25 protein-coding genes are annotated in these 24651 nt (G+C 55.8%); 7 read left to right on the top strand and 18 right to left on the bottom strand.

Features of this window, described 5'->3' with window-relative positions:
- Positions 1–76: 76 nt before the first annotated feature.
- From brnQ to phoB, 3 genes are all read right to left on the bottom strand, one after another.
- Positions 77–1396, bottom strand: a complete 1320-nt coding sequence (gene brnQ, locus BFV65_RS04555) for a branched-chain amino acid transporter carrier protein BrnQ (protein ID WP_003859118.1) — start codon at positions 1394–1396, stop codon at positions 77–79.
- Positions 1397–1805: 409 nt separating this feature from the next.
- Positions 1806–3101 (bottom strand): phosphate regulon sensor histidine kinase PhoR, encoded by a 1296-nt coding sequence (gene phoR, locus BFV65_RS04550; RefSeq protein ID WP_023299433.1) that lies wholly within the window; start codon positions 3099–3101, stop codon positions 1806–1808.
- A gap of 21 nt (positions 3102–3122) precedes the next feature.
- Complete coding sequence (gene phoB / locus BFV65_RS04545) at positions 3123–3812, bottom strand: phosphate response regulator transcription factor PhoB (RefSeq protein WP_003859122.1); 690 nt, start codon at positions 3810–3812, stop codon at positions 3123–3125.
- A 187-nt stretch (positions 3813–3999) separates the two neighbouring features.
- Here phoB and sbcD point away from each other — a divergent pair, with 187 nt between their 5' ends.
- Positions 4000–5205 (top strand): exonuclease subunit SbcD, encoded by a 1206-nt coding sequence (sbcD, locus tag BFV65_RS04540; RefSeq protein WP_022647215.1) that lies wholly within the window; start codon positions 4000–4002, stop codon positions 5203–5205.
- Positions 5202–8333, top strand: coding sequence for an exonuclease subunit SbcC (gene sbcC / locus BFV65_RS04535; RefSeq protein WP_069596286.1), 3132 nt, complete (start codon positions 5202–5204; stop codon positions 8331–8333). The genes sbcD and sbcC overlap by 4 nt, the downstream gene beginning before the upstream one ends.
- An 87-nt stretch (positions 8334–8420) precedes the next feature.
- Here the strand turns inward: sbcC and mak are convergent, their stop codons facing one another.
- Positions 8421–9326 carry a fructokinase gene (gene mak, locus BFV65_RS04530; RefSeq protein WP_017694434.1) on the bottom strand — a complete coding sequence of 302 codons (906 nt, stop codon included), beginning with the start codon at positions 9324–9326 and terminating at the stop codon, positions 8421–8423.
- Positions 9327–9449: 123 nt separating this feature from the next.
- Here mak and rdgC point away from each other — a divergent pair, with 123 nt between their 5' ends.
- A complete protein-coding gene (gene rdgC, locus BFV65_RS04525; RefSeq protein ID WP_006809928.1) occupies positions 9450–10364 on the top strand; it encodes a recombination-associated protein RdgC in 915 nt (304 codons plus the stop codon).
- Between the two features lie 47 nt (positions 10365–10411).
- Here the strand turns inward: rdgC and ppnP are convergent, their stop codons facing one another.
- The 5 genes from ppnP to BFV65_RS04500 all read right to left on the bottom strand — a co-directional run bounded on the left by ppnP (position 10412) and on the right by BFV65_RS04500 (position 13048).
- Entirely contained in the window at positions 10412–10699 is a 288-nt protein-coding gene (gene ppnP / locus BFV65_RS04520; RefSeq protein WP_003859131.1) for a pyrimidine/purine nucleoside phosphorylase, read from the bottom strand.
- Between the two features lie 71 nt (positions 10700–10770).
- The gene (locus BFV65_RS04515) at positions 10771–11448 is read right to left on the bottom strand and encodes an AroM family protein (RefSeq protein WP_003859133.1); all 678 of its coding nucleotides are present in this window, start codon (positions 11446–11448) and stop codon (positions 10771–10773) included.
- A gap of 236 nt (positions 11449–11684) precedes the next feature.
- Positions 11685–11876 carry a protein YaiA gene (gene yaiA, locus BFV65_RS04510; protein ID WP_023299429.1) on the bottom strand — a complete coding sequence of 64 codons (192 nt, stop codon included), beginning with the start codon at positions 11874–11876 and terminating at the stop codon, positions 11685–11687.
- 44 nt (positions 11877–11920) lie between these two features.
- The gene (aroL, locus tag BFV65_RS04505) at positions 11921–12445 is read right to left on the bottom strand and encodes a shikimate kinase AroL (RefSeq protein WP_023299428.1); all 525 of its coding nucleotides are present in this window, start codon (positions 12443–12445) and stop codon (positions 11921–11923) included.
- Positions 12446–12589: 144 nt separating this feature from the next.
- A complete protein-coding gene (locus BFV65_RS04500) occupies positions 12590–13048 on the bottom strand; it encodes a YaiI/YqxD family protein (protein ID WP_022647211.1) in 459 nt (152 codons plus the stop codon).
- A 97-nt stretch (positions 13049–13145) separates the two neighbouring features.
- Between BFV65_RS04500 and proC the strand changes: the two genes are divergently transcribed.
- The gene (gene proC, locus BFV65_RS04495; protein WP_038415461.1) at positions 13146–13955 is read left to right on the top strand and encodes a pyrroline-5-carboxylate reductase; all 810 of its coding nucleotides are present in this window, start codon (positions 13146–13148) and stop codon (positions 13953–13955) included.
- Between the two features lie 16 nt (positions 13956–13971).
- On the opposite strand, the gene adrA is transcribed toward proC, so the two are convergent.
- From adrA to BFV65_RS04470, 5 genes are all read right to left on the bottom strand, one after another.
- Positions 13972–15075 carry a diguanylate cyclase AdrA gene (gene adrA, locus BFV65_RS04490; RefSeq protein WP_023299426.1) on the bottom strand — a complete coding sequence of 368 codons (1104 nt, stop codon included), beginning with the start codon at positions 15073–15075 and terminating at the stop codon, positions 13972–13974.
- 102 nt (positions 15076–15177) lie between these two features.
- Positions 15178–15498, bottom strand: coding sequence for a phosphate starvation-inducible protein PsiF (psiF, locus tag BFV65_RS04485; protein ID WP_022647208.1), 321 nt, complete (start codon positions 15496–15498; stop codon positions 15178–15180).
- A gap of 294 nt (positions 15499–15792) precedes the next feature.
- Positions 15793–16053, bottom strand: coding sequence for an anti-adapter protein IraP (gene iraP, locus BFV65_RS04480; protein ID WP_003859148.1), 261 nt, complete (start codon positions 16051–16053; stop codon positions 15793–15795).
- A 199-nt stretch (positions 16054–16252) separates the two neighbouring features.
- A complete protein-coding gene (locus tag BFV65_RS04475) occupies positions 16253–17476 on the bottom strand; it encodes a multidrug efflux MFS transporter (protein WP_069596285.1) in 1224 nt (407 codons plus the stop codon).
- A 169-nt stretch (positions 17477–17645) separates the two neighbouring features.
- Positions 17646–18329: an extensin-like domain-containing protein gene (locus BFV65_RS04470; RefSeq protein ID WP_023299422.1), complete on the bottom strand. Its 684-nt coding sequence runs from the start codon at positions 18327–18329 to the stop codon at positions 17646–17648.
- A gap of 104 nt (positions 18330–18433) precedes the next feature.
- On the opposite strand from BFV65_RS04470, the gene ddlA reads away from it, so the two are divergent.
- Positions 18434–19531 (top strand): D-alanine--D-alanine ligase, encoded by a 1098-nt coding sequence (gene ddlA, locus BFV65_RS04465; protein WP_048966047.1) that lies wholly within the window; start codon positions 18434–18436, stop codon positions 19529–19531.
- Between the two features lie 3 nt (positions 19532–19534).
- Here ddlA and BFV65_RS04460 read toward each other — a convergent pair whose 3' ends face one another.
- Positions 19535–19753, bottom strand: a complete 219-nt coding sequence (locus BFV65_RS04460) for a DUF2754 domain-containing protein (RefSeq protein ID WP_022647204.1) — start codon at positions 19751–19753, stop codon at positions 19535–19537.
- A gap of 249 nt (positions 19754–20002) precedes the next feature.
- On the opposite strand from BFV65_RS04460, the gene BFV65_RS04455 reads away from it, so the two are divergent.
- Positions 20003–20305, top strand: a complete 303-nt coding sequence (locus tag BFV65_RS04455) for a DUF2755 family protein (RefSeq protein WP_003859159.1) — start codon at positions 20003–20005, stop codon at positions 20303–20305.
- On the opposite strand, the gene BFV65_RS04450 is transcribed toward BFV65_RS04455, so the two are convergent.
- The 3 genes from BFV65_RS04450 to BFV65_RS04440 form a co-directional block, all read right to left on the bottom strand.
- On the bottom strand, positions 20306–21403 hold the full coding sequence (locus BFV65_RS04450; RefSeq protein ID WP_023299420.1) for a DUF1615 domain-containing protein: 1098 nt from the start codon (positions 21401–21403) through the stop codon (positions 20306–20308).
- Positions 21404–21415: 12 nt separating this feature from the next.
- Positions 21416–22636 carry a peptide antibiotic transporter SbmA gene (gene sbmA, locus BFV65_RS04445; RefSeq protein WP_022647202.1) on the bottom strand — a complete coding sequence of 407 codons (1221 nt, stop codon included), beginning with the start codon at positions 22634–22636 and terminating at the stop codon, positions 21416–21418.
- Positions 22637–22750: 114 nt separating this feature from the next.
- A complete protein-coding gene (locus tag BFV65_RS04440; protein WP_023305557.1) occupies positions 22751–23284 on the bottom strand; it encodes an isochorismatase family protein in 534 nt (177 codons plus the stop codon).
- A 204-nt stretch (positions 23285–23488) separates the two neighbouring features.
- Here BFV65_RS04440 and ampH point away from each other — a divergent pair, with 204 nt between their 5' ends.
- Positions 23489–24649: a D-alanyl-D-alanine-carboxypeptidase/endopeptidase AmpH gene (gene ampH, locus BFV65_RS04435; RefSeq protein WP_022647200.1), complete on the top strand. Its 1161-nt coding sequence runs from the start codon at positions 23489–23491 to the stop codon at positions 24647–24649.
- Positions 24650–24651 lie beyond the last annotated feature (2 nt).

Genomic DNA, 24651 nt, shown 5'->3' with positions numbered 1-24651 from the left:
TCTTGCCATTCAACACGAAAAAAACAAAAAACCACGGGGCCTTAAGCCCCGTGGTTAAACAATTTGTTGCCGTTGATTAATGGGCGTTGGATGTCACCTGACGCCCTGCCGCACGGTCCCAGATAATCGCCAGAACCAGCGCTACAACGGAAGGCATCAGCCAGGCCAGGCCCTGCTCGGACAGCGGCAGACGCTGTGTCCAGGCTGGCAGGATTTCTGCAAATGCTGATGCTTTGATCCCGTCAAGGATACCAAAAATCAGGCTGATAAACATGGCTGGCGCAATAATTCGCGTGGAGTTATGCCACCACGGACGGGTGAAGCTCAGCACTACCAGCACGATACATGGCGGATAGATCGCCGTCAGCACCGGAATTGAGACCTGAATCAGGTGGCTCAGACCGAGGTTTGACACCGCCATGGAGAAGATGCCGAGGATAAACACCAGCGTGCGGTAAGAAAGCGGCAGATACTGAGCGAAGAACTCCGCGCAGGCGCAGGTCAGACCCACCGCCGTCACCAGACAGGCCAGGAAAATCAGCGCCGCCAGCAGCATGCTGCCTGCACCACCAAAGGTGTGCTGCACGTAAGCATGCAGGATCGCCGCGCCGTTTGCGCTCTGATCGACCAGCGTTGCGCTATCTGAACCCAGACGGAATAGCGCCAGATACAGCAGCGTCAGGCCGACACCGGCCATCAGGCCAGCCCAGATGGTGTAGCGAGTCAGCAGACGCGCTTCGGTCACCCCGCGGGAACGCGCGGCGTTAACGATAACGATACCAAACACCATCGCGCCAAGCGTATCCATCGTCAGATAGCCGTTCACGAAACCGTTTGAGAACGCCGCGTTCTGGTAGGCGTCCATCGCGGAGCTGATGGGCCCCGCAGGCCAGACGATGGCTGCAACCGCCAGCACAATCAGCGCCACAATTTTCAGCGGTGCCAGGAAGTTACCCACAGTATCCAGCAGTTTGCCGGGATAGAGAGAAACCAGAATAACGATGGCGAAGTAAATGAGGCTGTAAATAAACAGCGGCATCGCGCCGTCACCGGTCAGCGGGGCAATACCCACTTCAAAGGAGACGGTCGCCGTACGCGGGGTTGCGAACAGCGGGCCAACAGCCAGATAGCAGACGGTTGCCAGCAGAACGCCAGCCACTTTGCCAATCGGGGTGCTGAGGCTGTCCACACCGCCACCGACTTTCGCCAGCGCGATAACGGTCAGTACCGGCAGGCCCACGGCAGTAAGCAGGAAGCCAAACGCAGCCGTCCAGACGTGTTCACCCGCCTGTAAGCCAACCATTGGAGGAAAAATGATGTTACCTGCGCCAACGAACAGCGCAAATGTCATAAAGCCCAGCGCGATAATGTCACGCGATTTCAAGTGATGGGTCATAAAACCTTACTGCCTGTGGATGTGGTGTTGAATACGTTGAGATTTTCGCCATCCCTGACGGGACGATACAGCGGAAAATTTGCTCAATTTCAGCGGGATATGCTCCCGTCCAGGCGTGGCGAAGAATAGTTTTTCGATTTACCACGCAAATACAGTCGGTCTGACAGTATATGGGGGGCAATTTAAACGCTTATAACGTTTAAAGGCAAGAAGGGATCGTAAAACCAGAACAATATGCCAGCATGAAAATTCAGACCAAAATAATATGCCATGTATAAGAAAAACTCATGGCTAATCATGCGAACAAAAAAGCACCAGCCGTATAATATTCACTCGCGTTTCGCTTGACTGCAAAGCAAACGGGCCAGCAATCGCTGGCCCGTGGAAAGGTAGCCTGACACACACGCTGTCAGGCACTTTTTTTGGCAATTAATCGTTCCGGGATCACGAAGCTAAAGCGCGTGCCCTTACCCAGGGTGCTTTCGATATTGAGCCGGCTTTCGTGGTGGCTGACGGCATGCTTCACAATTGCCAGCCCCAGTCCGCTCCCGCCGGTCTGCCGCGAGCGCGCCTTATCCACCCGGTAGAACCGTTCGGTGAGACGCGGGAGGTGTTCAGGCCCAATCCCCGGCCCGTTGTCCTCGACGCTAAACTCAGCCCCTGCCGGAGTATGCTGCCACCGCACCGCGATATGCGTCCCTGTCGGGGTATGATTCACGGCGTTATAGACCAGGTTTGAGATAGCGCTTCGCAGCTCATCTTCACTGCCGAGCACTTTCAGCGTGTTATCAACATCAAAACTCAGGGTGTGTTGATTATGGCTCAGCGTTTGGGCTTCGCGCTCCACCACTCGCAGCATCATCGGCACATCAATGATGTCGTTTAGCGCCAGCGACGGGGCAGCCTCAATTTTTGAAAGCGTTAGTAGCTGTTTGACCAGCCCTTCCATGCGGAACGTCTGTTCCCGCATGGTATGCAGCGCTTTCTCACGCGGCGCCCCCTCAAGCGTTTGCTCCTGCATCATCTCCAAATAGCCCTGAAGCACCGTCAACGGCGTACGCAGCTCGTGGCTGACGTTGGCAAAGAAGTTACGTCTTGCGCCCTCAAGCTGATGCATCTGGGTGACATCCCGCGCCACCATCAGCCACTGCCGATCGCTGTAGGGCATCACGCGAATTTCAAGATGGCGACCGTTATTGAGCTTCAGATTGTGCGGACGACTAAAATCACGCGTTTTCAGATACAGCGTGAACTCGGGATAGCGCAGAAGGTTGAGGATGTTCTGACCGTTATCATCCGGCCAGCGCAGGCCCAACAGCTGCTGTGCGAGGCCATTGCACCAGAAGATGGTCCCTTCTTCCGTCGTCAGGATCACTGCGTCCGGCAGCGACTCCGCGCCGCTGCGAAAGCGTTTTATCAGGCTTCCCAGCTCACGACGGCGCTTTTTATTACGCATCTGCATCTGGTGCAGGCCGTAGAGTAGCGGTTCCCAGCTCCCGCTTCCCGGCGGGGGTGTCATACTTCTGTCGACCCACAGCCACCAGGAAAGACGCAGTAAATTCCAGAAATGCCAGACGAGCAACCCCGTCACGGCCACCAGTAAAAACCACGGCAGATAGCCAAAAATAGCCCCCAGAATGAGGGCCGGAATACAGCATAAGATCAGTTCAAAGACGAGCCTTTTCCATGACAGACGTTCCAGCACGCGTCACACTCCTGTCATTGTTCAGAAACGGGTCGAGAAGCGATAACCCGTGCCGCGGACCGTCTGTACCATGCGATCGTGGCCGCTCAGTTCCAGTGCTTTACGCAGGCGGCGAATATGGACGTCAACCGTTCGGTCTTCGACATAGACGTTAGTTCCCCAGACGTTATTCAGCAACTGTTCGCGGCTGTAAACGCGCTCCGGGTGGGTCATAAAGAAGTGCAGGAGTTTAAATTCGGTGGGGCCCATATCGAGGGGATTTTCACCGGTCATGACCCGGTGTGAGGTAGGATCCAGGCTCAGGCCCTGCATCTCAATCACCTCTTCCACCGCCATCGGTGAAATACGGCGCATCACGGCTTTGATACGCGCCACCAGCTCTTTTGGAGAGAATGGCTTGGTGATGTAATCGTCCGCGCCGGTTTCCAGACCGCGCACGCGATCCTCTTCCTCACCGCGCGCCGTCAGCATCACCACCGGGATATCGCGGGTCATAGCCTCGCGTTTGATATGCTTGATAAACTGCAATCCGGAACCGCCAGGCAGCATCCAGTCCAGCAGGATCAGATCGGGCCAGGGTTCATTCAGCTGGTTCACCGCGCTGTCATAATCTTCCGCTTCAACCGGCTGGAAGCCATTTTGTTCAAGCACGAAGCACACCATTTCACGGATCGGAGCTTCATCTTCTACGACCAGAATACGTCTCGCCATACTTTGCCCTGTCTTATCGTATTTAAGTTACAAGTCTGTAATGCGGCGTCATTATGCGTCAGATTTATGACAGATTTATGAAAAACATTACCACGATAAATAGCAAACTGTTGTTTTATTACAGCGGTTATTTTCCGTTCCCCGAACGTTTATAATCCTGCTTTCTTATTATTGCCACGGATCTCTTATGCGCATACTTCACACCTCAGACTGGCACCTGGGTCAAAATTTTTACAGCAAAAGCCGCGCCGCGGAACATGAAGCGTTCCTGAACTGGCTGCTGGAGACGGCTCAGGCTCACGAGGTGGACGCAATTATTGTGGCGGGCGACATTTTTGATACCGGATCGCCGCCGAGCTATGCGCGTGAGCTGTACAACCGTTTTGTGGTCAACCTCCAGCAAACCGGTTGTCACCTGGTGATTGTCGCCGGAAACCATGACTCGGTGGCGACGCTGAATGAATCCCGCGATATTCTGGCGTTCCTCAATACCACCGTGGTGGCCAGCGCCGGACACGCGCCGCAGATCCTGAAAAAACGTGATGGCACGCCGGGCGCGGTGCTATGCCCAATTCCGTTTTTACGCCCGCGCGATATCGTGCAAAGCCAGGCAGGCCTGTCCGGGAGCGAAAAACAGCAGCATCTGTTGCAGGCCATCACCCGCTATTATCACCAGCAGCATACGGAAGCCTGCGCCCTGCGCGGCGAACAGGCCATTCCTATCGTTGCCACCGGGCACCTCACCACCGTCGGGGCCAGTAAGAGTGACGCGGTGCGCGAGATTTATATCGGTACGCTGGACGCGTTTCCAGCGCAAAACTTTCCCCCCGCCGACTACATTGCCCTCGGGCATATTCACCGGGCCCAGATCGTCGGGGGATGCGAGCATATTCGCTATTGCGGCTCGCCCATTTCCCTCAGTTTTGACGAAACGGGCAAAGCCAAATCCGTGCATCTGGTGAGCTTCACCGAAGGCAAACTTAGCGCCGTTGAGACGCTTGAGGTGCCGGTCACCCAGCCGCTGGCGGTGCTGAAAGGCGATCTGGCCGCCATTACCGCTCAGCTTGAGCAGTGGCGCGGCGCAGCGCTTAATCCCCCCGTCTGGCTCGATATCGAAATCACCACCGATGACTACCTGTACGATATGCAGCGTAAAATTCAGACGCTGACGGAAGACCTTCCCGTGGAGGTGCTGCTGGTACGTCGCAGCCGCGAGCAGCGCGAGAAAATTCTGCTGAACGCCCAGCGTGAAACGCTTAGCGAACTTCGGGTTGAAGAGGTGTTCGCGCGGCGGCTTGCGCATGAAGAAGTGGACGAGGCCAGGCGCACCAGGCTTAACGAGCTGTTTGCCCATACCTTGCATTCCCTCAATGACGAGGACGAAAACGCATGAAAATTCTGAGCCTGCGTCTGAAAAATCTGAATTCGCTAAAGGGTGAGTGGAAAATCGATTTCACCGCGGAGCCTTTCGCCAGCAATGGGCTGTTTGCCATCACCGGCGCAACCGGCGCGGGTAAAACCACGCTGCTGGATGCCATCTGCCTGGCGCTTTACCACGAAACACCGCGTCTTAATAAGGTCTCTCAGGCACAAAACGACCTGATGACGCGCGATACCGCCGAATGCCTGGCTGAAGTGGAATTTGAGGTCAAAGGCGTTGCTTATCGCGCTTTCTGGAGCCAGAACCGCGCCCGCAACCAGCCAGACGGGAACTTACAGGCACCGCGCGTTGAGCTGGCCCGCTGCGAAGACGGCAAAATTCTGGCCGATAAAGTCACGGATAAGCTGGAACAAACCGCCGCACTCACCGGGCTGGACTATGGTCGCTTTACCCGCTCGATGTTGCTCTCACAGGGGCAGTTTGCCGCCTTCCTGAACGCTAAACCGAGCGATCGCGCAGAGCTGCTGGAAGAACTGACCGGCACGGAAATTTACGGCCACATTTCCGCCATGGTTTTTGAAAAACACAAAGCGGCACGCAACGCGCTGGAGATGTGCGAAGCGCAGGCCGCAGGCGTTGTGCTGCTAAGCGAGGAACAGCAGCAGCACTTGAAGCAAAGTTTGCAGGCACTTACTGACGAAGAAAAAATCCTGCTGGCACAGCAGCAGAGCCAACAGAAAGATTTTCAGTGGCTTACGCGTAACGACGAGCTGATACGTGAGCAGCAACGCGCAGCCGCTTCGCAGCAGCAGGCGCAACAGGCTCTGACGGACGCCGCGCCGCAACTGGCGAAGCTCCAGCTGGCACAGCCCGCCGCCCAGCTACGTCCTCTGTGGGAGTATCAGCAGGAGCAGACCACCCGCCTGGCGCAGACAACAGCGCGAATTGTTGAAGTAAATACTCGCTTACTCGACAGAGCGGCGCAGCGCTCGCGTATTCGCAACGGTGCGCTGCGCAACCGTGAACAGTTGCAGACAGAACACACGGTACTGACGCAGTGGCTAACCGAACACGATCGTTTCCGTCAGTGGGGGCAGGAAATTGCCGGCTGGCGGGCGCATTTTACGCAACTGAGTCGCGATAAAAATCAGCGTGTGGCCCAGTCAGCGCGTATGGCTGAGCTTCGTCAGAAACTGGCTGAGATGCCGGAGAGTACGCTGACGCTGACGGCTGAGGATCTCGCGACGGCAATGGAGCAACAGGCACAATCACGGGCGCTCCGCCAGCGTCTGACTGCGCTTCACGCTCGCTATCAGCCGCTGCAAAAACGGCTGCGCCATAATGCGGAAAGCGTGCAGAAAGCGCAGGCTGAGCAGGGTAAGCTCAATGAAACGCTGATCCTGCGGCGTCAGCAGTTCAAAGAGAAAAATCAGCACTATGCCGACCTGAAAGCGCTCTGTGAGCGTGAGGCGACAATCAAGGATCTTGAGAACTATCGTGCACAGCTCGAAGCGGGTAAACCTTGCCCGCTCTGCGGTTCAAGCGAACATCCGGCAGTTGTGCAGTATCAGGCGCTTGAACTGACCGACAATCAGCGCCGCCGCGACGCGCTGGAGAAAGAGGTTGCCGCGCTAAAAGAGGAAGGATTGCTGGTGCTCGGGCAGGTGAATGCGCTCACCCAACAGATCCAGCGCGAGACAGAGGAAGTACAGGCCCTCTCTCAGGAAGAGCAAGCACTCACTAAAGAGTGGCTGGAGGTCTGCGCCTCCCTGAACATAGCGCTGAATATTCAGGATGATATTGCCCCCTGGATGAGCGAACAGGAGCAGTATGAACGCCATCTGTATCAGCTTAGCCAGCGTCTGACGCTGCAAAACCAGCTCAATGAACAGGAAGATCAGGCGCGCCAGTACCAGCAGCAGCTGACGGCGACGCGTCAGGCGCTGGCAGCCTCGCTAGAGTCGCTGTCGCTTAGCGTGCCCGATGAAGGGGCCGAAAGCGCCTGGCTGAGCGCACGCGAAGCTGAATATACCCGCTGGCAGGAAAAACAGGCCCAGCACGGTACGATTCAGGAACGTATTAACGTCCTGATGCCCATCCTGGAGACGCTGCCGGATTCTGATGACGCAGAAGCCGACGCGGTTATCCCTGAGAACTGGCGCGGCATCCATGACGAATGCGTGTCGCTACAAAGCCAGCTCGCCACCCTACAGCAGCAGGAGACGCTTGAGCGTGAACGGCTTCAGCAGTCGCAGGCTCAGTTCAGCGCCGCGCTGACCGCGAGCTGCTTTGCCAGTCAGGAGGCATTTCTCTCCGCCCTGCTGGATGAAGCGTCGATCCGCCAGCTTGAACAACAAAAGCAGACGCTGGAGAACCAGCTCCAGCAGGCCACGGCGCTCTCCGTACAGGCAAGCCAGCAGCTTCAGGCGCATCTGGCGCAGCGCCCCGAGGGGCTGGAAACCGACGCCGCAACCCTTCAGGCGCAGTTACACCAGCTGGCGCAACTGCTTCGTGAAAACACCACGCATCAGGGGGAGATCCGCCAGCAGCTCAAGCAGGACGGTGATAACCGTCTGCACCAGCAGGCGCTTATGCAGCAGATTGAGGAGGCGGCGCGTCAGGCTGACGACTGGGGCTATCTCAATGCGCTGATAGGCTCCAGCACCGGCGATAAATTCCGTAAATTCGCCCAAGGGCTGACGCTGGATAATCTGGTGTGGCTTGCCAACCAGCAGCTCAACCGTCTGCATGGCCGCTATCTGCTTCAGCGTAAAGCCAGCGACGCGCTGGAGCTAGAGGTGGTTGATACCTGGCAGGCCGATGCGGTACGCGATACCCGTACCCTGTCCGGCGGGGAAAGTTTCCTCGTCAGTCTGGCGCTGGCTTTAGCGCTTTCCGATCTGGTCAGTCACAAAACGCGCATTGACTCGCTTTTCCTGGATGAAGGGTTCGGCACGCTCGACAGCGAAACGCTGGACACCGCGCTGGATGCGCTCGACGCGCTGAACGCCACCGGGAAAACCATCGGCGTGATCAGCCACGTAGAGGCAATGAAAGAACGTATTCCGGTGCAGATCAAGGTGAAGAAGATAAACGGGCTAGGGTATAGCAGGCTGGACAGGGAGTTTGCGGTGCAGTAAATGGGGGATGTTGCCCTCACCCTGGCCCTCTCTCTGTGGGAGAGGGTACAAACATCAAAAACGGCAACGCAAGTTGCCGTTTTGCGTTTATTCCGGCCAGAGCCACGCCGCGCCGCGCACACCGCTGGAATCTCCATGGACGGCTTTGCGGATCGGCGTTTCGCATTCGCCCCCAAATACCCACTGTTTCACCAGCGTTGGCACCGTCGCGTACAGCCGGTCAACGTTGCTCATGCCGCCGCCCAGCACAATCACGTCCGGATCGAGGATATTGATCACATGCGCCAGTGATTTAGCCAACCGCATTTCGTAGCGGCTGAGCGCCAGTTCAGCCACCGGATCCTGCTCCTCAACCAGACGCATAATCTCGTTACCTTTCAGCGGCTGACCGCTCAGACGATGATAATCGGTGGCAAACCCCGTGCCGGAAATAAAGGTCTCAATACAGCCCTGCTTGCCACAGTAGCACGGTACTTCGGCGCGGTATTTGAGTTCATCTTCATCCATCCACGGCAACGGATTGTGCCCCCACTCGCCCGCGGTGCCGTTGCCGCCAATATGCGAGCGCCCACCGAACGCCACGCCCGCCCCGCAGCCGGTGCCGATAATGACCGCAAATACGGTCTGCGCGCCAGCCGCTGCACCATCCACGGCCTCAGACACCGCAAGGCAGTTAGCGTCATTCGCCAGACGCACCTCCCGGTTCAGGCGTTCGCTTAAGTCTTTATCAAACGGCTGACCGTTGAGCCAGGTGGAGTTGGCGTTTTTCACCACGCCGGTATACGGCGAAATGGAGCCGGGGATCCCCATCCCGACCGTGCCCGTCTCGCCCGTTGCCTGCTCTGCCATATCGACCAGGCGGGCAATCGTCTCTATGGTCTGGTGATAATCATCGCGCGGCGTAGGCAGACGGTGGCGAAACAGTTGCTCCCCCTGCTCGCTCAACGCAATAACTTCTGTTTTGGTGCCGCCCAAATCAATCCCAATACGCACAAGACACTCCTCATTATTTTGATTATCAACAGAGTAGAAGCCCACTTCCCGATTAGCAATGCAAGCGATGCGACAATTCGTTATCATGCCCGCTGATTTAACGACAAGGCCGTGGAAATTATCATGCTGTGGTTCAAAAATTTGATGGTTTACCGTCTCAGCCGCGACGTTTCGCTGCGTGCAGAAGAGATGGAAAAACAGTTAGCCGCTTACTCCTTTACCCCTTGCGGTAGCCAGGATATGGCAAAAACCGGCTGGGTTCCGCCAATGGGTTCTCAAAGCGATGCGCTGACCCACGCCAGCAGCACGGGGCAAATCATCGTTTGCGCCCGCAAAGAAGAGAAGATCCTGCCGACGCCTGTGGTGAAGCAGGCGCTCGAAGCGAAGATCTTCAAGCTGGAAGCTGAACAGGGCCGTAAGCTTAAAAAAACCGAAAAAGATTCACTGAAGGATGAAGTGCTGCACTCGCTGCTGCCGCGCGCCTTTAGCCGCTTTAGCCAGACCATGATGTGGATCGACACCGTGAACGGGCTGATCATGGTCGACTGCGCCAGCGCCAAAAAAGCGGAAGATACGCTGGCGCTGCTGCGTAAGAGCCTTGGCTCATTACCGGTGGTACCGCTGGCACTGGAGACGCCGATTGAGCTGACCCTGACTGAGTGGGTGCGCAGCGGGACTGCCGCGCAGGGCTTCCAGATCCTTGATGAAGCAGAGCTGAAAGCGCTGCTGGAAGATGGCGGCGTGATCCGCGCGAAGAAACAGGATCTGGTGAGCGACGAAATCGCCGTGCACATTGAAGCGGGCAAAGTGGTGACCAAACTGGCACTCGACTGGCAGCAGCGCATTCAGTTTGTGATGTGTGATGACGGCTCCGTGAAGCGCCTTAAATTCTGCGATGAACTGCGCGATCAGAACGAAGATATCGACCGCGAAGATTATGCTCAGCGCTTTGACGCAGACTTTATCCTGATGACCGGCGAGCTGGCGGCGCTGATCCAGAACCTGGTGGAAGGTCTCGGCGGCGAAGCGCAGCGTTGACAGGCAAAACGTAGGCCGGGTAAGCGAATGCGCCACCCGGCATGCTTTTATTTCAGATAGCGGCACAGATAAGAGGTTGGCTCTGCAACCTGCAAATGGAACTCGCTGTGGCCCGGCACGTTGAACACCTGCCCGGCACTATAGACTTTCCACTCCGTTTCACCCGGCAGCAGGACGTTCAGCGCACCACTGACCACCGTCATCTCTTCCGCTTCTGCGGTGCCAAAGGTGTATTCCCCTTCCGCCATGACGCCGACACTGGCGCGGCCAGTGCTGCTGCTGGTAAAACCAATGGATTTCACTTTACCGGAAAAGTATTCGTTACTTTGAAGCATGAACTGGCCCTTATATTTATAGAGAAAAATCCACTATAGGGGCCATGCTCATGACCTGTCACGCAAAATCATTACACCAGCAATTCTGACGCCAGACGCGCCATCAGGACGTTAGAGAGCAGCACCGGAACATCCAGCGCCTTTTGCAGTAAATCACGATGCCGTTGATGGAAGCCCAGGCAATCCAGCATCAGGACATCCGCCCCTCTGTCGATCAACTCCTGCCCGGCCGCAATCAGCTTCGCTTCGCTGTCCCAGAACGGGTTTGCCAGCGCGTACAACGGGGTGTGCTCCAGCGCGGCCCACTTCACCGTCTGGTTATCCAGCAGTTCTTCTACGGGAACGATAACGCCCACCTGATGACCATCAACAATTGACGCCACCAGCGGGGGGATAATCCGCATCGGTTCGAGCAGAATGGCATTACGCGCGCTGAGTCCTTTAACGGGTGCTGTGCTCATCAGCAAAATGACGTCATAGTCCTGATTGTCGAGCACTTCGATCACACCCTGTAGCGCGCGCTCAATTTTCTGGCGTGACACGTGCGCCAGTTTACCGTCACTGAGTAACGTTGCCAGGGGATCTTCCCCCTCCCCGACTGCGTAGTCTTCCATGACCTCTTCCCGACTCAGCTTCCCTAACAGACTGAGATGCGTAATTTGTTGTTCAGAGACATGCTCGGTTAAGAGCGGTAATACTTCGCTTACAGGGACCACACCAATCGTGAGGATCGCCAACGTCGCCTTCATTTTGATCGCCTTCCGTTACTACCACTACTGCCACACAGGTACAGGCTCACTACGCTGCACTGTTCATTTATTCAACAAAACAGCACCAAGCGTAGCAGGGGATCTCTACACCGTAATGTAAAGATCGACTGGCCTTTCCAAATCTACCTGTAATAACTAAATATTAACTGCTGCTTAACATCAGCGATAAGTTAAAAGTGTGATTCAGGCACGGTTGTAACGAATTCGGATTATTGTCAGGACTTCTCGGGATCCTCATAGCGCCGTTTCGCATCCAGCGCTTCCTGTTCGGTTTCATGTTCGCTGATCAGCGAATCAGGTTTAGGGTGATCGGCACGCAGCTGGTACCAGGTTACGGTCCGATCGCTATTACCTTTTTCAACGGTAACGATGCGGGCTTCACGTGGATAGGGAGGTCTGGTTGGCATAGCTCATCCTTTTTTTATGTCTGAGCTATGAGTATAGACGGCTGTCAGCTGGCGCAAGCCAAACGCAGGGCGGTAATAATCTGAATCGCAACTTTCTCGGGTGACGCTGACGCATCCACAACGTGGTGTGCCGCCTCGCGGTACAGTGCATCGCGTTCGGCGAGGACCTCGCTGACCTCTTCACTCAGCGGTTTCGCGGTCAGCGCCGGGCGCTGCCCTTCTTCCGGAAACGCCTCCAGCCGCCCCACCAGCGTAGAAACCGGGGCACAGAGGTAGATTACGACACCCTTTTCGCGCATAAACTGGCGGTTATACGGCGCCAGAATAATGCCTCCACCGGTCGCAATCACGGTTGACGGCGCGGTCACCGCTTCCAGCGTGGCCGTTTCGCGCGCACGAAAGCTCTCCCACCCCTCATTCTCCACGATATCGGCGATGGTCTTACCGGCATTCTCCTGGAGCCAGTGGTCAGTATCGATAAACTGACTCTGGCACAGACGCGCCAGCTCCAGACCAACGGTGGTTTTCCCACAGCCGCGAGGGCCAACTAAAAAGATGGGTGGGTTCATAACCAGGTGTTCCCCTTGCTGCCGGATAACTGAAGGCTGTAAAGAAATGATTGCAGAAGATGTTGCGCTAACTTTACTGCAAAGCGGTACGGAATGACAAGCCTGTGGAAGCCACACTGTACCACAAAACAGCCCGGAGGTGGGCTACGCCGGGCGGCGCTTCACTTCCAGCAGCCATTTATCCAGCTCGGCGGCAAACTGCTGGCGATCGCGCTGCGACAGGCTGTCCGGCCCACCGGTTTGCACGCCGCTGGAACGCAGGGTATCCATAAAATCACGCATGGTGAGCTTCTCCCGGATCGTTGCCGGAGAGTAGCGCTCGCCGCGCGGGTTAAGCGCCGCGGCCCCCTTCGCCAGCACGTCGGCAGCCAGCGGGATATCCGCCGTGATCACCAGATCTCCTGCGTCACACAGGCGTACTATCTCGTTATCTGCCACGTCGAACCCGGCCGGCACGCGCAGAGAACGAATGAACCTGGAGGGCGGCACGCGGATATTCTGGTTCGCCACCAGCGTCATCGGCATCTGCACCCGCTCGGCGGCGCGGAATAAAATCTCTTTAATCACATTCGGACACGCGTCCGCATCAACCCAAATCGCCATAGTGTCTCCCCATTATGATTCTGGCGACTATTGTCGCCTGCATTTCGTTGTTAAGCTATCAATGAGAGATAACAACGCATAATAACGGAGAGACGTGATGGATAAGAAAATCGGGTTTATCGGCTGCGGAAACATGGGTAAAGCTATCCTTGGTGGACTGATAGCCAGCGGCCAGGTGCTGCCGGGGCAGATTTGGGTCTATACCCCATCCCCCGATAAAGTCGCGGCGCTGCGTGATGAGTATGGTATCAACGCCGCCGAAAGCGCGCAGGAAGTGGCTCAGGTGGCGGACATTGTCTTTGGCGCCGTTAAGCCGAATATCATGATTAAAGTCCTGAGCGAGATCACCTCCAGCCTGAACAAAGAGAGCCTGGTGGTGTCGATTGCCGCAGGCGTGACCCTCGATCAGCTCGCCCGCGCGCTGGGGCACGACCGTAAGATTGTTCGCGCCATGCCAAACACCCCGTCGCTGGTGAATGCCGGTATGACCTCCGTTACCCCGAACGCGCTGGTTACTTCTGAAGAGGTGGCGGATGTATTGAACATTTTCCGCTGCTTCGGCGAAGCGGAAGTGATTGCCGAACCGATGATCCACCCGGTTGTCGGCGTGAGCGGTTCTGCCCCAGCGTATGTCTTTATGTTTATCGAAGCCATGGCCGATGCCGCCGTACTTGGCGGTATGCCGCGCGCGCAGGCCTACAAATTTGCGGCGCAGGCGGTGATGGGCTCGGCCAAAATGGTGCTGGAAACGGGTAAACATCCGGGCGAACTGAAAGATATGGTGTGCTCGCCGGGTGGCACAACCATTGAAGCCGTGCGCGTGCTGGAAGAGCGCGGGTTCCGCTCCGCCGTGATCGAGGCGATGGAAAAATGCATGGAAAAATCAGAGAAGCTGAGTAAGTCCTGATGCGTTACGCCGGGCGTCAGGCGGCCACTTCGGTGCGACCCCGTCCGGCATTTTTGGCTTTATAGAGGGCCACGTCCGCGGCCTTTAGCCATTCACTATAGTGCGTGAACTGCGCCCCCCAGGGGGCAACCCCAACGCTGATACACAACCTCGCCATAGGTGCTCCGTGTAGCGGCATGTTGACCAGCCTTTCATGGACGCGCGCCATCGCCGCAATCGCGTTGTCGGCAGGCGTGCCTGACATGATCACCGCGAACTCATCTCCCCCGAAGCGGCCAATATAATCGCCTGCGCGCAGGGTCAGCTGAAGCTGGCGCGTGATGGCGACAATCGCTTCATCCCCCACGTCATGCCCCCAGGTGTCGTTGATCGTCTTGAAGTGATCGATATCGATGAGCAGTATCGTCGCCTGTCGATGGCTGCGACGGCAGGCCTCAAATTCGTTACGCAGCAACGTTTCCCAGTGACGGCGATTGAACACGCCGGTCATTCCGTCGCGGGTACTCATCAGCTCAAGCCGACGCTTATGCTCTGCCAGCCGGATCGCCGTGCGGTGACTGAGCCAGGCAAACAGCATGGGGTAGACCACCAGCACGGGGAGCGTCAGCCACAACGCCAGCGGTTCAGAGGTCAATAGCACAGGAGTACCCGTGGATTGCACGGTGAGCAGGGCAGACAGAGCAAGCAGCGCAAGTCCTGTCAGAAATAAGCGGCATCCCCCCGATCCCATCATGTTCATGCCGATCATCACGATCAGCGCCGCCGTTGGCAACGCATTGAACCCTATTAAGCCCATCCAGACGCCAGCAATGATGGCATCGATTTTCAGATTAACGATTTCACCACTGTGGGGGCAGGTCGAACGAAAAGCCAGCTGCCAGGCCAGATGGGGCCAGACAAAGACCCAGCCCACCAATAGCAACCACCAGACGCCAGAAAGAAGCTGACTCACCAGAACGCTGGCAAGCGGAACAAACAGCGCCGCCAGACCAACGATGCGTGCCAGCCGTATTCGCCGGGCAAATCGCAGACCGGAACGGTATGAGTCATCCTGAGAAAGCTGCTGATACCACGCTTCCCGAATGTTCTCGTGATTGTCATAAAACTCATCATTCATCATTTTTGGGAATATTCTGAAACATTTTCCCAAATTATAGAGAGGGGGATAGCGGGGAAAGTATGAAATTTTGGGTGAGCCACAGCCGTGACTCACCCGTTAGCACTACGCCTGTTTTTTCAGGCACGCGCTCATAAACTTGCTGCGATCGTCGCCTTTCAGCATCTGCTGTGTCGCCTGGGCATTGCACTCGCGCATTTTTTGCTGCTGCGGGGTCAGGCTTTTTTCACCCGGTTTGGTCGTACCATTTTTAAGGCAGTCGCTCATATACGTTTTACGGGCATCCCCTTTCAGACTTTGCGAGGTCGCCTGTTGGTTACAGGTCGTCATGCGCTGCTGCTGGGGCGTTAACGTTTTCTCTTCCGCATGTGCTGAGGCGATCAGACACAGGCCAGAGAGCAGGGTAACCAGTATTGTTGTTTTCATTGCACCATCCTTTATGTGAAGTTCCACGTTAAGTCTGGTTCGTTACGGGAAAAAAACCACCCTGCGGCCATGATTTTCACCGTGATTCAGGGTTATTTCAGTCCCGTCGCAGCGCGATTATTATTAACCGGTTTCGCAGGAACGGAGGAGGTAATTACGAGCGAGTTTAATGCGGTGAAAAGTGTGCTCTGCTTCATTTTAATTTCCCCATGGTAACGGGGTAAAAATAAAAACAGAGCGACGCCAGGCATCCTGCATGACAATTCTGTGACACGTCATTTCACCTCTGGCCGGTTAACTGCGAGGATGCCTTAAAAGCTTCTTTACGTATTGCTGAAGCAGCTCCGCGTCCTCTGCGGGCACCTGTGAATCAGGGCGAGCTTTTTCCAGCGCGCCTTCAACGTTGTCGATCAACGCCTCCTGCTCTGGTTTTGCCATCTGTCGCAGCAGCGCCGTCACAACGATCTCCAGCGCCTCGACCTGGGCAACCAGCTCTTTCGACTCTTCTTCCTTTTGGGCAAGCTTAACCAACAACTCAGCAATGAGATTTTTCATGGTGCTATGTCCTTATGTGATTTCCCCTGAAATTAACACCCTCACTGAATAATGAAAAGCATGGATTGGTTTTATCTTATGCAAAAGTGACATTGCTGCCAAAAAAGATATTTCGGAGCGCAAGCGAAACGTTTTTCTAAAAGACAGAAGCCGCATTTCGTTATATAAAAATGCGGCCATCATAAGAATTAATAATATATTATCGTGTTTGTCGGCCTGACTTTGCCTCAGCGATTCGCCGGCGACGGCGCAAGGCAAAGGCCAGTTGAATAATATTAAGAAGCACCACCACCGCCGTCGCGGCAAATACCCAGCGGAAACCCGCCATCGCCGAGACCGAGGCGCCAAGAAGCGGGCCCGCTACGTTGCCTAAATACATGAACGACTGGTTGTAGCCAAAAATGCGGCCGGTTACCTGGTCACTGGAATATTTCACCAGCAGCGTCTGTACAGCGGGCAGCATAGCACCATCCGCGAAGCCAAGCAGGAAGCGCAACACCCCGAGCTGAAGCGGTGTCGTGACGAACGACATGGCAAAGAAAAGGATCACCGCAATGATGAGCGTTGCCATCAGAATGCGTGCCGTACCGATCCTGTCGCCCAGTTTCCCCAGACGCGGAGCGGACATCAGCGCCGACACGCCCGGCACGGCGGCAATCATCCCGCTCAGAAAAGCAATGTTGCTGCTGTCCGGTGCCATCGACTTGATAAACAGCGCCAGAATCGGTCCCACCGAGCCGTTACAGAGCTGGATCACCATCGTTGTCACAAAAAGGCTAATCATCAGGCCAGGATAAGGTAGCGAGGCGAAAACCGCCTTTCCGCTCAGGCGTTCTGATTTGCTGACGACAGGCCGACCGCCCTCTTTAATCAGAAAAAGGGTGACCAGAAAGCTGACCGTTAGCAGGATGGCGGTAATGATAAAGACCGCGCGCAGCCCAACATGGTCAGCCAGGAAGCCGCCGAGCAGGGGGCCGCCAATTACACCGCTAATCTGGGCCGTGGAAAGCGTGCTGAGTGCCCAGCCGCTCCGCTCGCGCGGTACCTGTGAGGCCACCAGCGCCATGGCATTCGGAATGTACCCGGAGGTCAGCCCCATTATCGCCCGCAGAATAAACAGCTGCCAGACGTTGGTGGCGAAGGCCTGGAGCAAAATGGCTATCGCCATCCCCAGCGAGGCGCGGAGCAGCATCAACTTGCGCCCCTTGCGATCCGCAAGGCTGCCCCACATCGGTGACACAATGGCGGACACCAGAAACGTCACGCTGAACGTCAGGCCGGACCACATAGAGAGCGCTTCATGGGAAGTGACCCCCAGCTGCGACACGTAAAGCGGCAGGAAGGGCAATATCTGGCTGATAGCCAGTCCGGTGAAGAAGCAGCCGAACCAGACTGAAATGAGGTTAACTTTCCAGGATTCCATAACAGAAATAGTCTTCATTTTTAGGCGAATTCGCCGACAGATTAGCAAGTTACGCGCAATGACATAGCGCCAGAGATGCGGCCTTGCAGACTTTGGTGTTTTATCTTCCCAGTCATCATATTTGTGAGATAAGTCACAATCTATCCAATTTTCGGCGGAAGATTATGCTTCATCGACATAAGCCATAGCCGCGCATTCCCAGATGGAAATGGTTGGCATGGGCGGCATTGTAGTCCGGCCCCAGACCGTTACCGTAATAGCCGCAGCTTGCCGACAGCAGCGCCTGTAGCCAGGGCTGCGTCTTTTCCGCTTTCCAGCCGTTGAGGACGGTAACACGCTGTCCGTTTGCCAGCCTGAAAGCGCTGATATCCAGCGCATCCGCCGTGGCATGTTCGCTGCGCCGCGCATCCGGGCGGCTGTAGATATTGCGGCAGGCGAAGCTGCCCAGATGTTCAATACGCGTAAGCTCGCTGCCGGTCCAGGTTTTGGTGAGCGGCCGGGCCTGCTGGCTGACAAACAGCGCCGAGCTTAACGCCAGCGGGCAACTGGCAATAAAGCTGCCGTTCAGGCTGACCGGGCCAAAATCGCGCACGCGCACCACGTTACTCAGCGGACACTCACCGGCGCTGTCAGCGACCGCCTGGGTACGGATAAGCTGGCGTTGATTCGCCTGCGCTAACAGGTTTTCGCACGCCTGCGGCGTTAAGCGCCGGAGTTTAAACTGGGTTATTTTTCCAGGCGGATCGTCAAGCGTAAGCGGCACGAAAGGGTTGTAATGCGGCGGCAACCAGCGGTAGCCCACCGTGGCGATCCCGGCAATAACAATAAGAATAAGCAGACCTTTTCCTTTCACGCGCCCCCCTTCAACATCCCTCAAAACATTATGGCAGAAGGCCGCGAAACCCGCCGGGCATCGTGGTATGTTATTGGCTTTTCGTCAGACTGGAAGAGAGTGAGATGGCAAAGCAGCGCGTAGGTATTGTCTTTGGGGGAAAATCATCAGAGCACGAGGTGTCATTGCAATCGGCTAAAAATATCGTTGATGCGATTGATAAAAGCCGTTTTGACGTGCTGCTGCTGGGCATTGATAAACAGGGCCAATGGCATGTTAACGATGCCAGCCAGTATCTGTTAAACGCTGATGATCCGGCGCGCATCGCCCTTAATCCTTCTGATATCAGCGTCGCAACGGTTCCAGGCGTGGCACAGGGACAGCTTATCGATGCCGGGAACGCGCAGGTGCTGGCACAGATTGACGTGGTGTTCCCTATCGTTCACGGCACGCTGGGCGAAGACGGCTCCCTGCAAGGCATGTTGCGGATGGCGAACCTGCCGTTTGTCGGCTCCGATGTGCTGGGTTCTGCCGCCTGCATGGATAAAGACGTCACTAAACGTCTGCTGCGCGACGCCGGTCTGAATATTGCACCGTTCGTCACGCTCACTCGCGCCAACCGCGATAAACACAGCTTCGCGCAGATCCAGGCGCAACTCGGCCTGCCGCTGTTCGTGAAACCGGCGAATCAGGGCTCGTCCGTCGGCGTCAGCAAAGTCACCAGCGAAGCACAGTTTAACGATGCCGTTCGTCTGGCCTTTGAGTTTGACCACAAGGTGGTGGTTGAGCAGGGAATTAACGGGCGCGAAATTGAGTGCGCCGTACTGGGTAACGACTTCCCGCAGGCGAGTACCTGTGGTGAAGTGGTGCTGAATAGCGGCTTCTACTCCTACGACACCAAATATATTGACGACAAAGGTGCCCAGGTTGTGGTTCCCGCCGCGCTCGATCCTGACGTTAACGACAAGATCCGGGCGATCGCCGTTGAAGCCTATCAGGCGCTGGGATGCAGTGGGATGGCGCGCGTCGATGTGTTTCTGACGGCGGATAACGAGGTGGTGATTAACGAAATCAACACCCTGCCGGGCTTTACCAATATCAGCATGTACCCGAAATTGTGGCAGGCCAGCGGAATAAGCTATCCGGAACTGATCACCCGCCTGATTGAACTGGCGCTGGAGCGTCACGCCGCTGACAGCGCCCTGAAAAGCTCTGTTAACTGACGGTTAGTCGGCTTTCTCTGCCGTCGTCTCATCGGGACGACGGCGGATAATGAATCCCGCCAGCCAGAAACTGATTACCCAGGTCACCAGCCCAACCGCATAGGTTTGCCAGCCCTTCGCTTCAAATCCCAGCAGCCCGACAACACCGTTGAGTATAAAGATCAGCCCGATCGCAAAGGCGTAGTAATGCCAGTCACGGCGTAGTTTGGAAGTGAGCTTCATGACAACTCCGGCAGAAAAAAAAACTATCCTCTCACAGTTTGATAAAGCCGTCTGTGGCGGATACGTAAATTCTGAAAAGCAGCGCAGTTTCACTTATGTTATCAATTTGTGACGTGATGCAGAAATCGACAATCCAGGAGAAATCCTGAGCCGAATTTCCCACGATTCTGATATTGACAAATGCTATGACCTGTCACACTCACCCTGTACGACGCGTATTAAAACAGAGTGATATTTTCGGGAGGTCTTATGGCAGACTTTACATTGTCGAAACCGATTTTTGGCGGAAAACAACCAAAAACCTCCACGGCGGGGAATATTGCCTATGCCCTGTTTGTTCTGTTTTGTTTCTGGGCAGGAACCCAACTGCTGAACATGCTGGTGCATGCCCCTGGCGTGTATGAGCATCTGATGCAGGTGCAGGATACCGGCCGCCCGCGCGTTGAAATCGGTTTAGGCGTGAGCACCGTATTCGGGCTCATTCCCTTCCTCGCGGGCAGCATGGTTCTGGGCGTGATTGCGCTCGTGCTGCGCTGGCGCAACCGCCACTGATTACAGTCCCATACAGCGAGCCCGACGATCGTCCACGCGTTTTGCGAACCATGCGGTCGTCAGGTTACGCGTGATCTTCGGGCTTTCAAGCTGAATGCCTGGCAGAATGGCTCTGGGTAGTGCCTTTCCACTTTTCTTCTCTGCAAGCGCGAAAACCTGCTTATACAGATCCGTTTTCTCAAACGCCAGGCTGTCACCCTTCTCCAGCTGTCGGCGAATGTCACTGTTGCTCATCTCCAGCTTCGTCGAAAGTTTTCGCACTGCCCGTTCGGTGGACCCTGCCTCGCTGCTGCCGTAAGCAATGAGATCGCCATCCAAAGCGAGCTTCACACCGCTGGCACGGCTTACCGCATTCTGGAAGGCTGCATTTCGGCTGGCATACCAGCCCGCGTTAAAGTCGGCAAAACGATACAGCGGTTTATCGTAGCTGGCCGGATAATTCAGCAGGTGATACGTCCCAAACCACAGCCCACCGCGCAGGGAGAAGACTTCCTGACGCACCGTACCGTCGATATCCCACGGATAGCCGTCGGTATGCTTTTCCGCAAATGCGATGCTTACCTGCATCGGACCGCCGGTATGTACCGGATTCAGCGAGCCAAACAGCTTCTGCCCCATCGGCACCATATTGATGAAATCATCGAAAATGGCGCTGAGCTGCCTCTCGGTTTTCACCGTATCCAGCCGTTCGCTGTAGCTTTTCCCGTTTGGCGAGGTGATTTTAAGGGCGGTATGTACCAGGAAAACCGGGATATGCATCGATTCGGCCCGGCGGTCGATCTCCTTCCAGGCGATTTTGTTCAGGCCAGGCACAACAGGATCTGACTGATACATCGATTCCTGCTGCGCCACCGCCAGTACAGAGCAGATGTTCTCCTCGGTAGGCGCGATCTTCTGACTTTTGAAGGTCGTTGCCAGCGCATCAGCCCACTCACTGCGATCCTTCACGCTGGCGGGCATTTTTTGCCGCACCACGCTCGCCACATCAACGGGCTTCTCCCCTTCTTTGAGCGGGGCGGCCCCTTTCTCGGCACAGCCCGCCAGCACGACGGCGGCGAGTAACGTCAGCGGTAATGCACGTGGTACGGCAAATGGCATAGCAATTCCTTTTTAACCTAATGTATGGGTGACTTCCTGCAAATCCTTATCGTCCAGCTCACGCTCGAAACTGCGTAAACGTTTGTAGATGGACATCAGCTCCACCAGCGTAGTCCAGGAGCTAATCAGGTACTGGAACGAACCGCGAACCTGACCAAAAACGTTGGTGATCTGGGTCATCAGACCGAGTGTAATCGTACCCGCAACGATGGACGGGAACAGCAGGAACAACCCGAAAACGTTATCAACCTGAAGATAAAGGATGCGCGCGATATTGAAATACATGTAATGGAAATAGAGGCGGAAGTAATTACGACGTACGGCGCCAAACAGCTCACGCACGGTAGGCGGTGACGCACGGTTGGGATCGTCTTCACCATACACCAGCTCTTTACGGTAGGCCGCTTCCACGCGCTGGTTTTTAAATTCCAGCCCCGGCAGCTTGATCCCCACCACTGCCAGCAGTCCCGTTCCCATCAGCGACCAGACAATCGCGGCAATGACCAGGCCGTACGGCAGATGGCCGACAATCGGCAGTTCCGGAACGTGGGATGAGAGTGTCACCAGCACCGGCAGGAAGGCGATCAGCGTCATGATGGCATTAATAAAGCTCACGCCCATATCTTCCAGTGTAGAGGCAAAACGCATGGTGTCTTCCTGCACACGCTGTGCGGCACCTTCGATATGACGCAGGTGCTGCCAGTGCGCCATATAGTGTTCGTTCATCGCGGTACGCCAGCGGAACACATAGTGACTGACGAAAAAGTTATTCATCACGCCGATCACCACGGCGATGAGGGCGATGCCGAGGAAGATCCCCACCTCATGGTAGAACTGGTTAATGGTCACTTTATGCGGCGAACTCAGCGCCGTCTGGATCAGATCGTAAAACGGCGCATACCAGGCGTTGACTGCCACGCCCACTTCCACCAGGAACCAGGTGACAAAGATGATTAACGACGTGCCGAGAATCGACCAGTATTGCCAGCGGTGAGGCGAATAGATAAACCAGAACATGGCAAAAAGCCCCACGCAGAGCATGTAATAGGCGTAGAAAAGCAGATAGCTCATGGACCAGAAGCGCGCAGCGCTAATGGGAATGTCGCCCGTTGCCCCCGTAAGACGGGTCAGCCACGCGCCGCCACCGGCCTGCCAGAAAATGACAGCCAGCAGTGCCCAAATAAATGCCGACAGGAAAAAGGGCCCCGGCTTTGGGAAAAAAGACTTAAACATTGTGCTTCCTTCTTGTTGTTATGGCTGTTGCTGTGTTTAACATATCGCCACACGAAACCTTGCCTGGGCCAGCCTCCCGGCTCAGGCAAAAAAGTCAGACCTGCGGGTGAATTATTAGTTCGCTTTCCAGTTTTCAAGAATTGTTTCGGTGCGTTTCACCGAAGGCGGGTTGGCAGGGGCGATGAAGTTACGCCAGACATCGTTATAGTGCGCGATCAGAACCTGGGCATCGGCCGCTGGACGATTGGCCGTGGTGTGGGCATCCTCCGCAACCGTGATGTGGTAGCCCCGGCTGACACCGTTTTTAAAGGTGGCATCGACACAATAATCCGTCGCGCAGCCGCAGATAATAAATTCATCGATCTCCTGTTCGCGCAACAGTGCCTCGAGCGAAGTGTTATAGAAGGCATCGCAAGCGGTCTTCGTGACGTAAAACGCCCCTGCCGGCTGGTTGAGATCGGGCAGCAATGCAAACCCTTCGCTCCCCTCCTCTAGCCCGCCAGCTTCAGTATGCTGTATGAAAATAACGGCCTCAGCAGCCTGGGTAAGCTGATTGATCAGTGAGACACATTTCTCACTCTGATGGCGCGGCGTCTTAAACACCCCATTCTGCATATCAACCACCAAAACCACACGCTTTTCAGACATACCGTTCTCCGCAATAATGAATGTAACTGGTGACTATCATAAGCCCGATGTCACAAAATGGGAGTCTGGCCGTAAGTAAATTGTGCAAATTTACCCACGGTTACGTTTTTCTCGCTATCGTTATGCAAATCGGACGATTGCCCGACGCCGATTAGTAGTATAACTACCCGTAACTCTCCTTATTCACTGGATGGATGCTTTTCGTTGAAACGTTGTCTGCTCTCTTTCGCCGCGCTGTGTGCGGTGAGCCTGTCCACCGCCCAGGCAGCACAGCCTCTGACGGCACCGGTTCTGGCCTCTGACATTGCCGATCGCTATGCGAACCTTATTTATTACGGCAGTGGTGCGACGGGAATGGCGCTGGTCGTGATCGACGGTAACCAGCGGGTGTTTCGCAGCTTCGGTGAAACACGACCGGGAAATAACGTTCGCCCGCAGCTGGATTCCGTTATCCGTGTCGCGTCGATAACCAAGCTGATGACCAGCGAAATGCTGGTGAAATTGCTCGATCAGGGCGTGGTAAAACTCGACGATCCGCTCAGCAAATATGCGCCACCCGGCGCTCGCGTTCCGACATATCAGGGAACGCCGATCAGGCTGGTGAACCTGGCGACCCATACCAGCGCCCTGCCGCGAGAACAGCCCGGTGGCGCTGCGCATCGCCCTGTCTTTGTCTGGCCAACTCGCGAACAACGCTGGAACTACCTGAGCACCGCAACGCTGAAATCGGCCCCGGGTTCTCAGGCTGGCTATTCTAACCTGGCGTTTGATCTGCTGGCCGACGCGTTAGCAACGGCATCAGGTAAGCCTTACCCTCAACTTTTTGAAGAGCAAATCACGCGTCCGCTCGGGATGAAAGATACTACTTACACCCCCTCCCCGGACCAGTGCAAGCGTCTGATGGTGGCGGAAAAAGGGGCCAGCCCGTGTAATAACACGCTGGCAGCCATTGGCAGCGGTGGGGTTTACTCTACGCCTGGCGACATGATGCGCTGGATGCAACAGTTCCTCTCATCGGATTTTTACGCGCGCAGTAATCAGGCCGACCGAATGCAGACGCTCATCTACCAGCGTGCTCAGTTACGTCGCGTCATCGGTATGGATGTTCCCGGTAAAGCCGATGCCCTCGGCATGGGCTGGGTATATATGGCGCCAAAAGATGGTCGCCCGGGTATTATTCAAAAAACCGGTGGGGGTGGCGGATTCATCACCTACATGGCGATGATTCCGCAATCAAACGTGGGCGCTTTTGTGGTGGTCACCCGGTCACCGAACACCCGCTTCGTGAATATGAGTGATGGCGTAAATAACCTTGTAGCCGAGCTGAGCGCCAATAAAGCGCAGGTACTTACGGCCGCTAACTGAGC

This window comes from Enterobacter hormaechei subsp. hoffmannii (assembly GCF_001729745.1).
In the GTDB taxonomy this organism is placed as follows: domain Bacteria; phylum Pseudomonadota; class Gammaproteobacteria; order Enterobacterales; family Enterobacteriaceae; genus Enterobacter; species Enterobacter intestinihominis.
The sequence above is the reverse complement of the archived record's forward strand: the minus strand, read 5'-3'. Positions and strand labels throughout refer to the sequence as shown.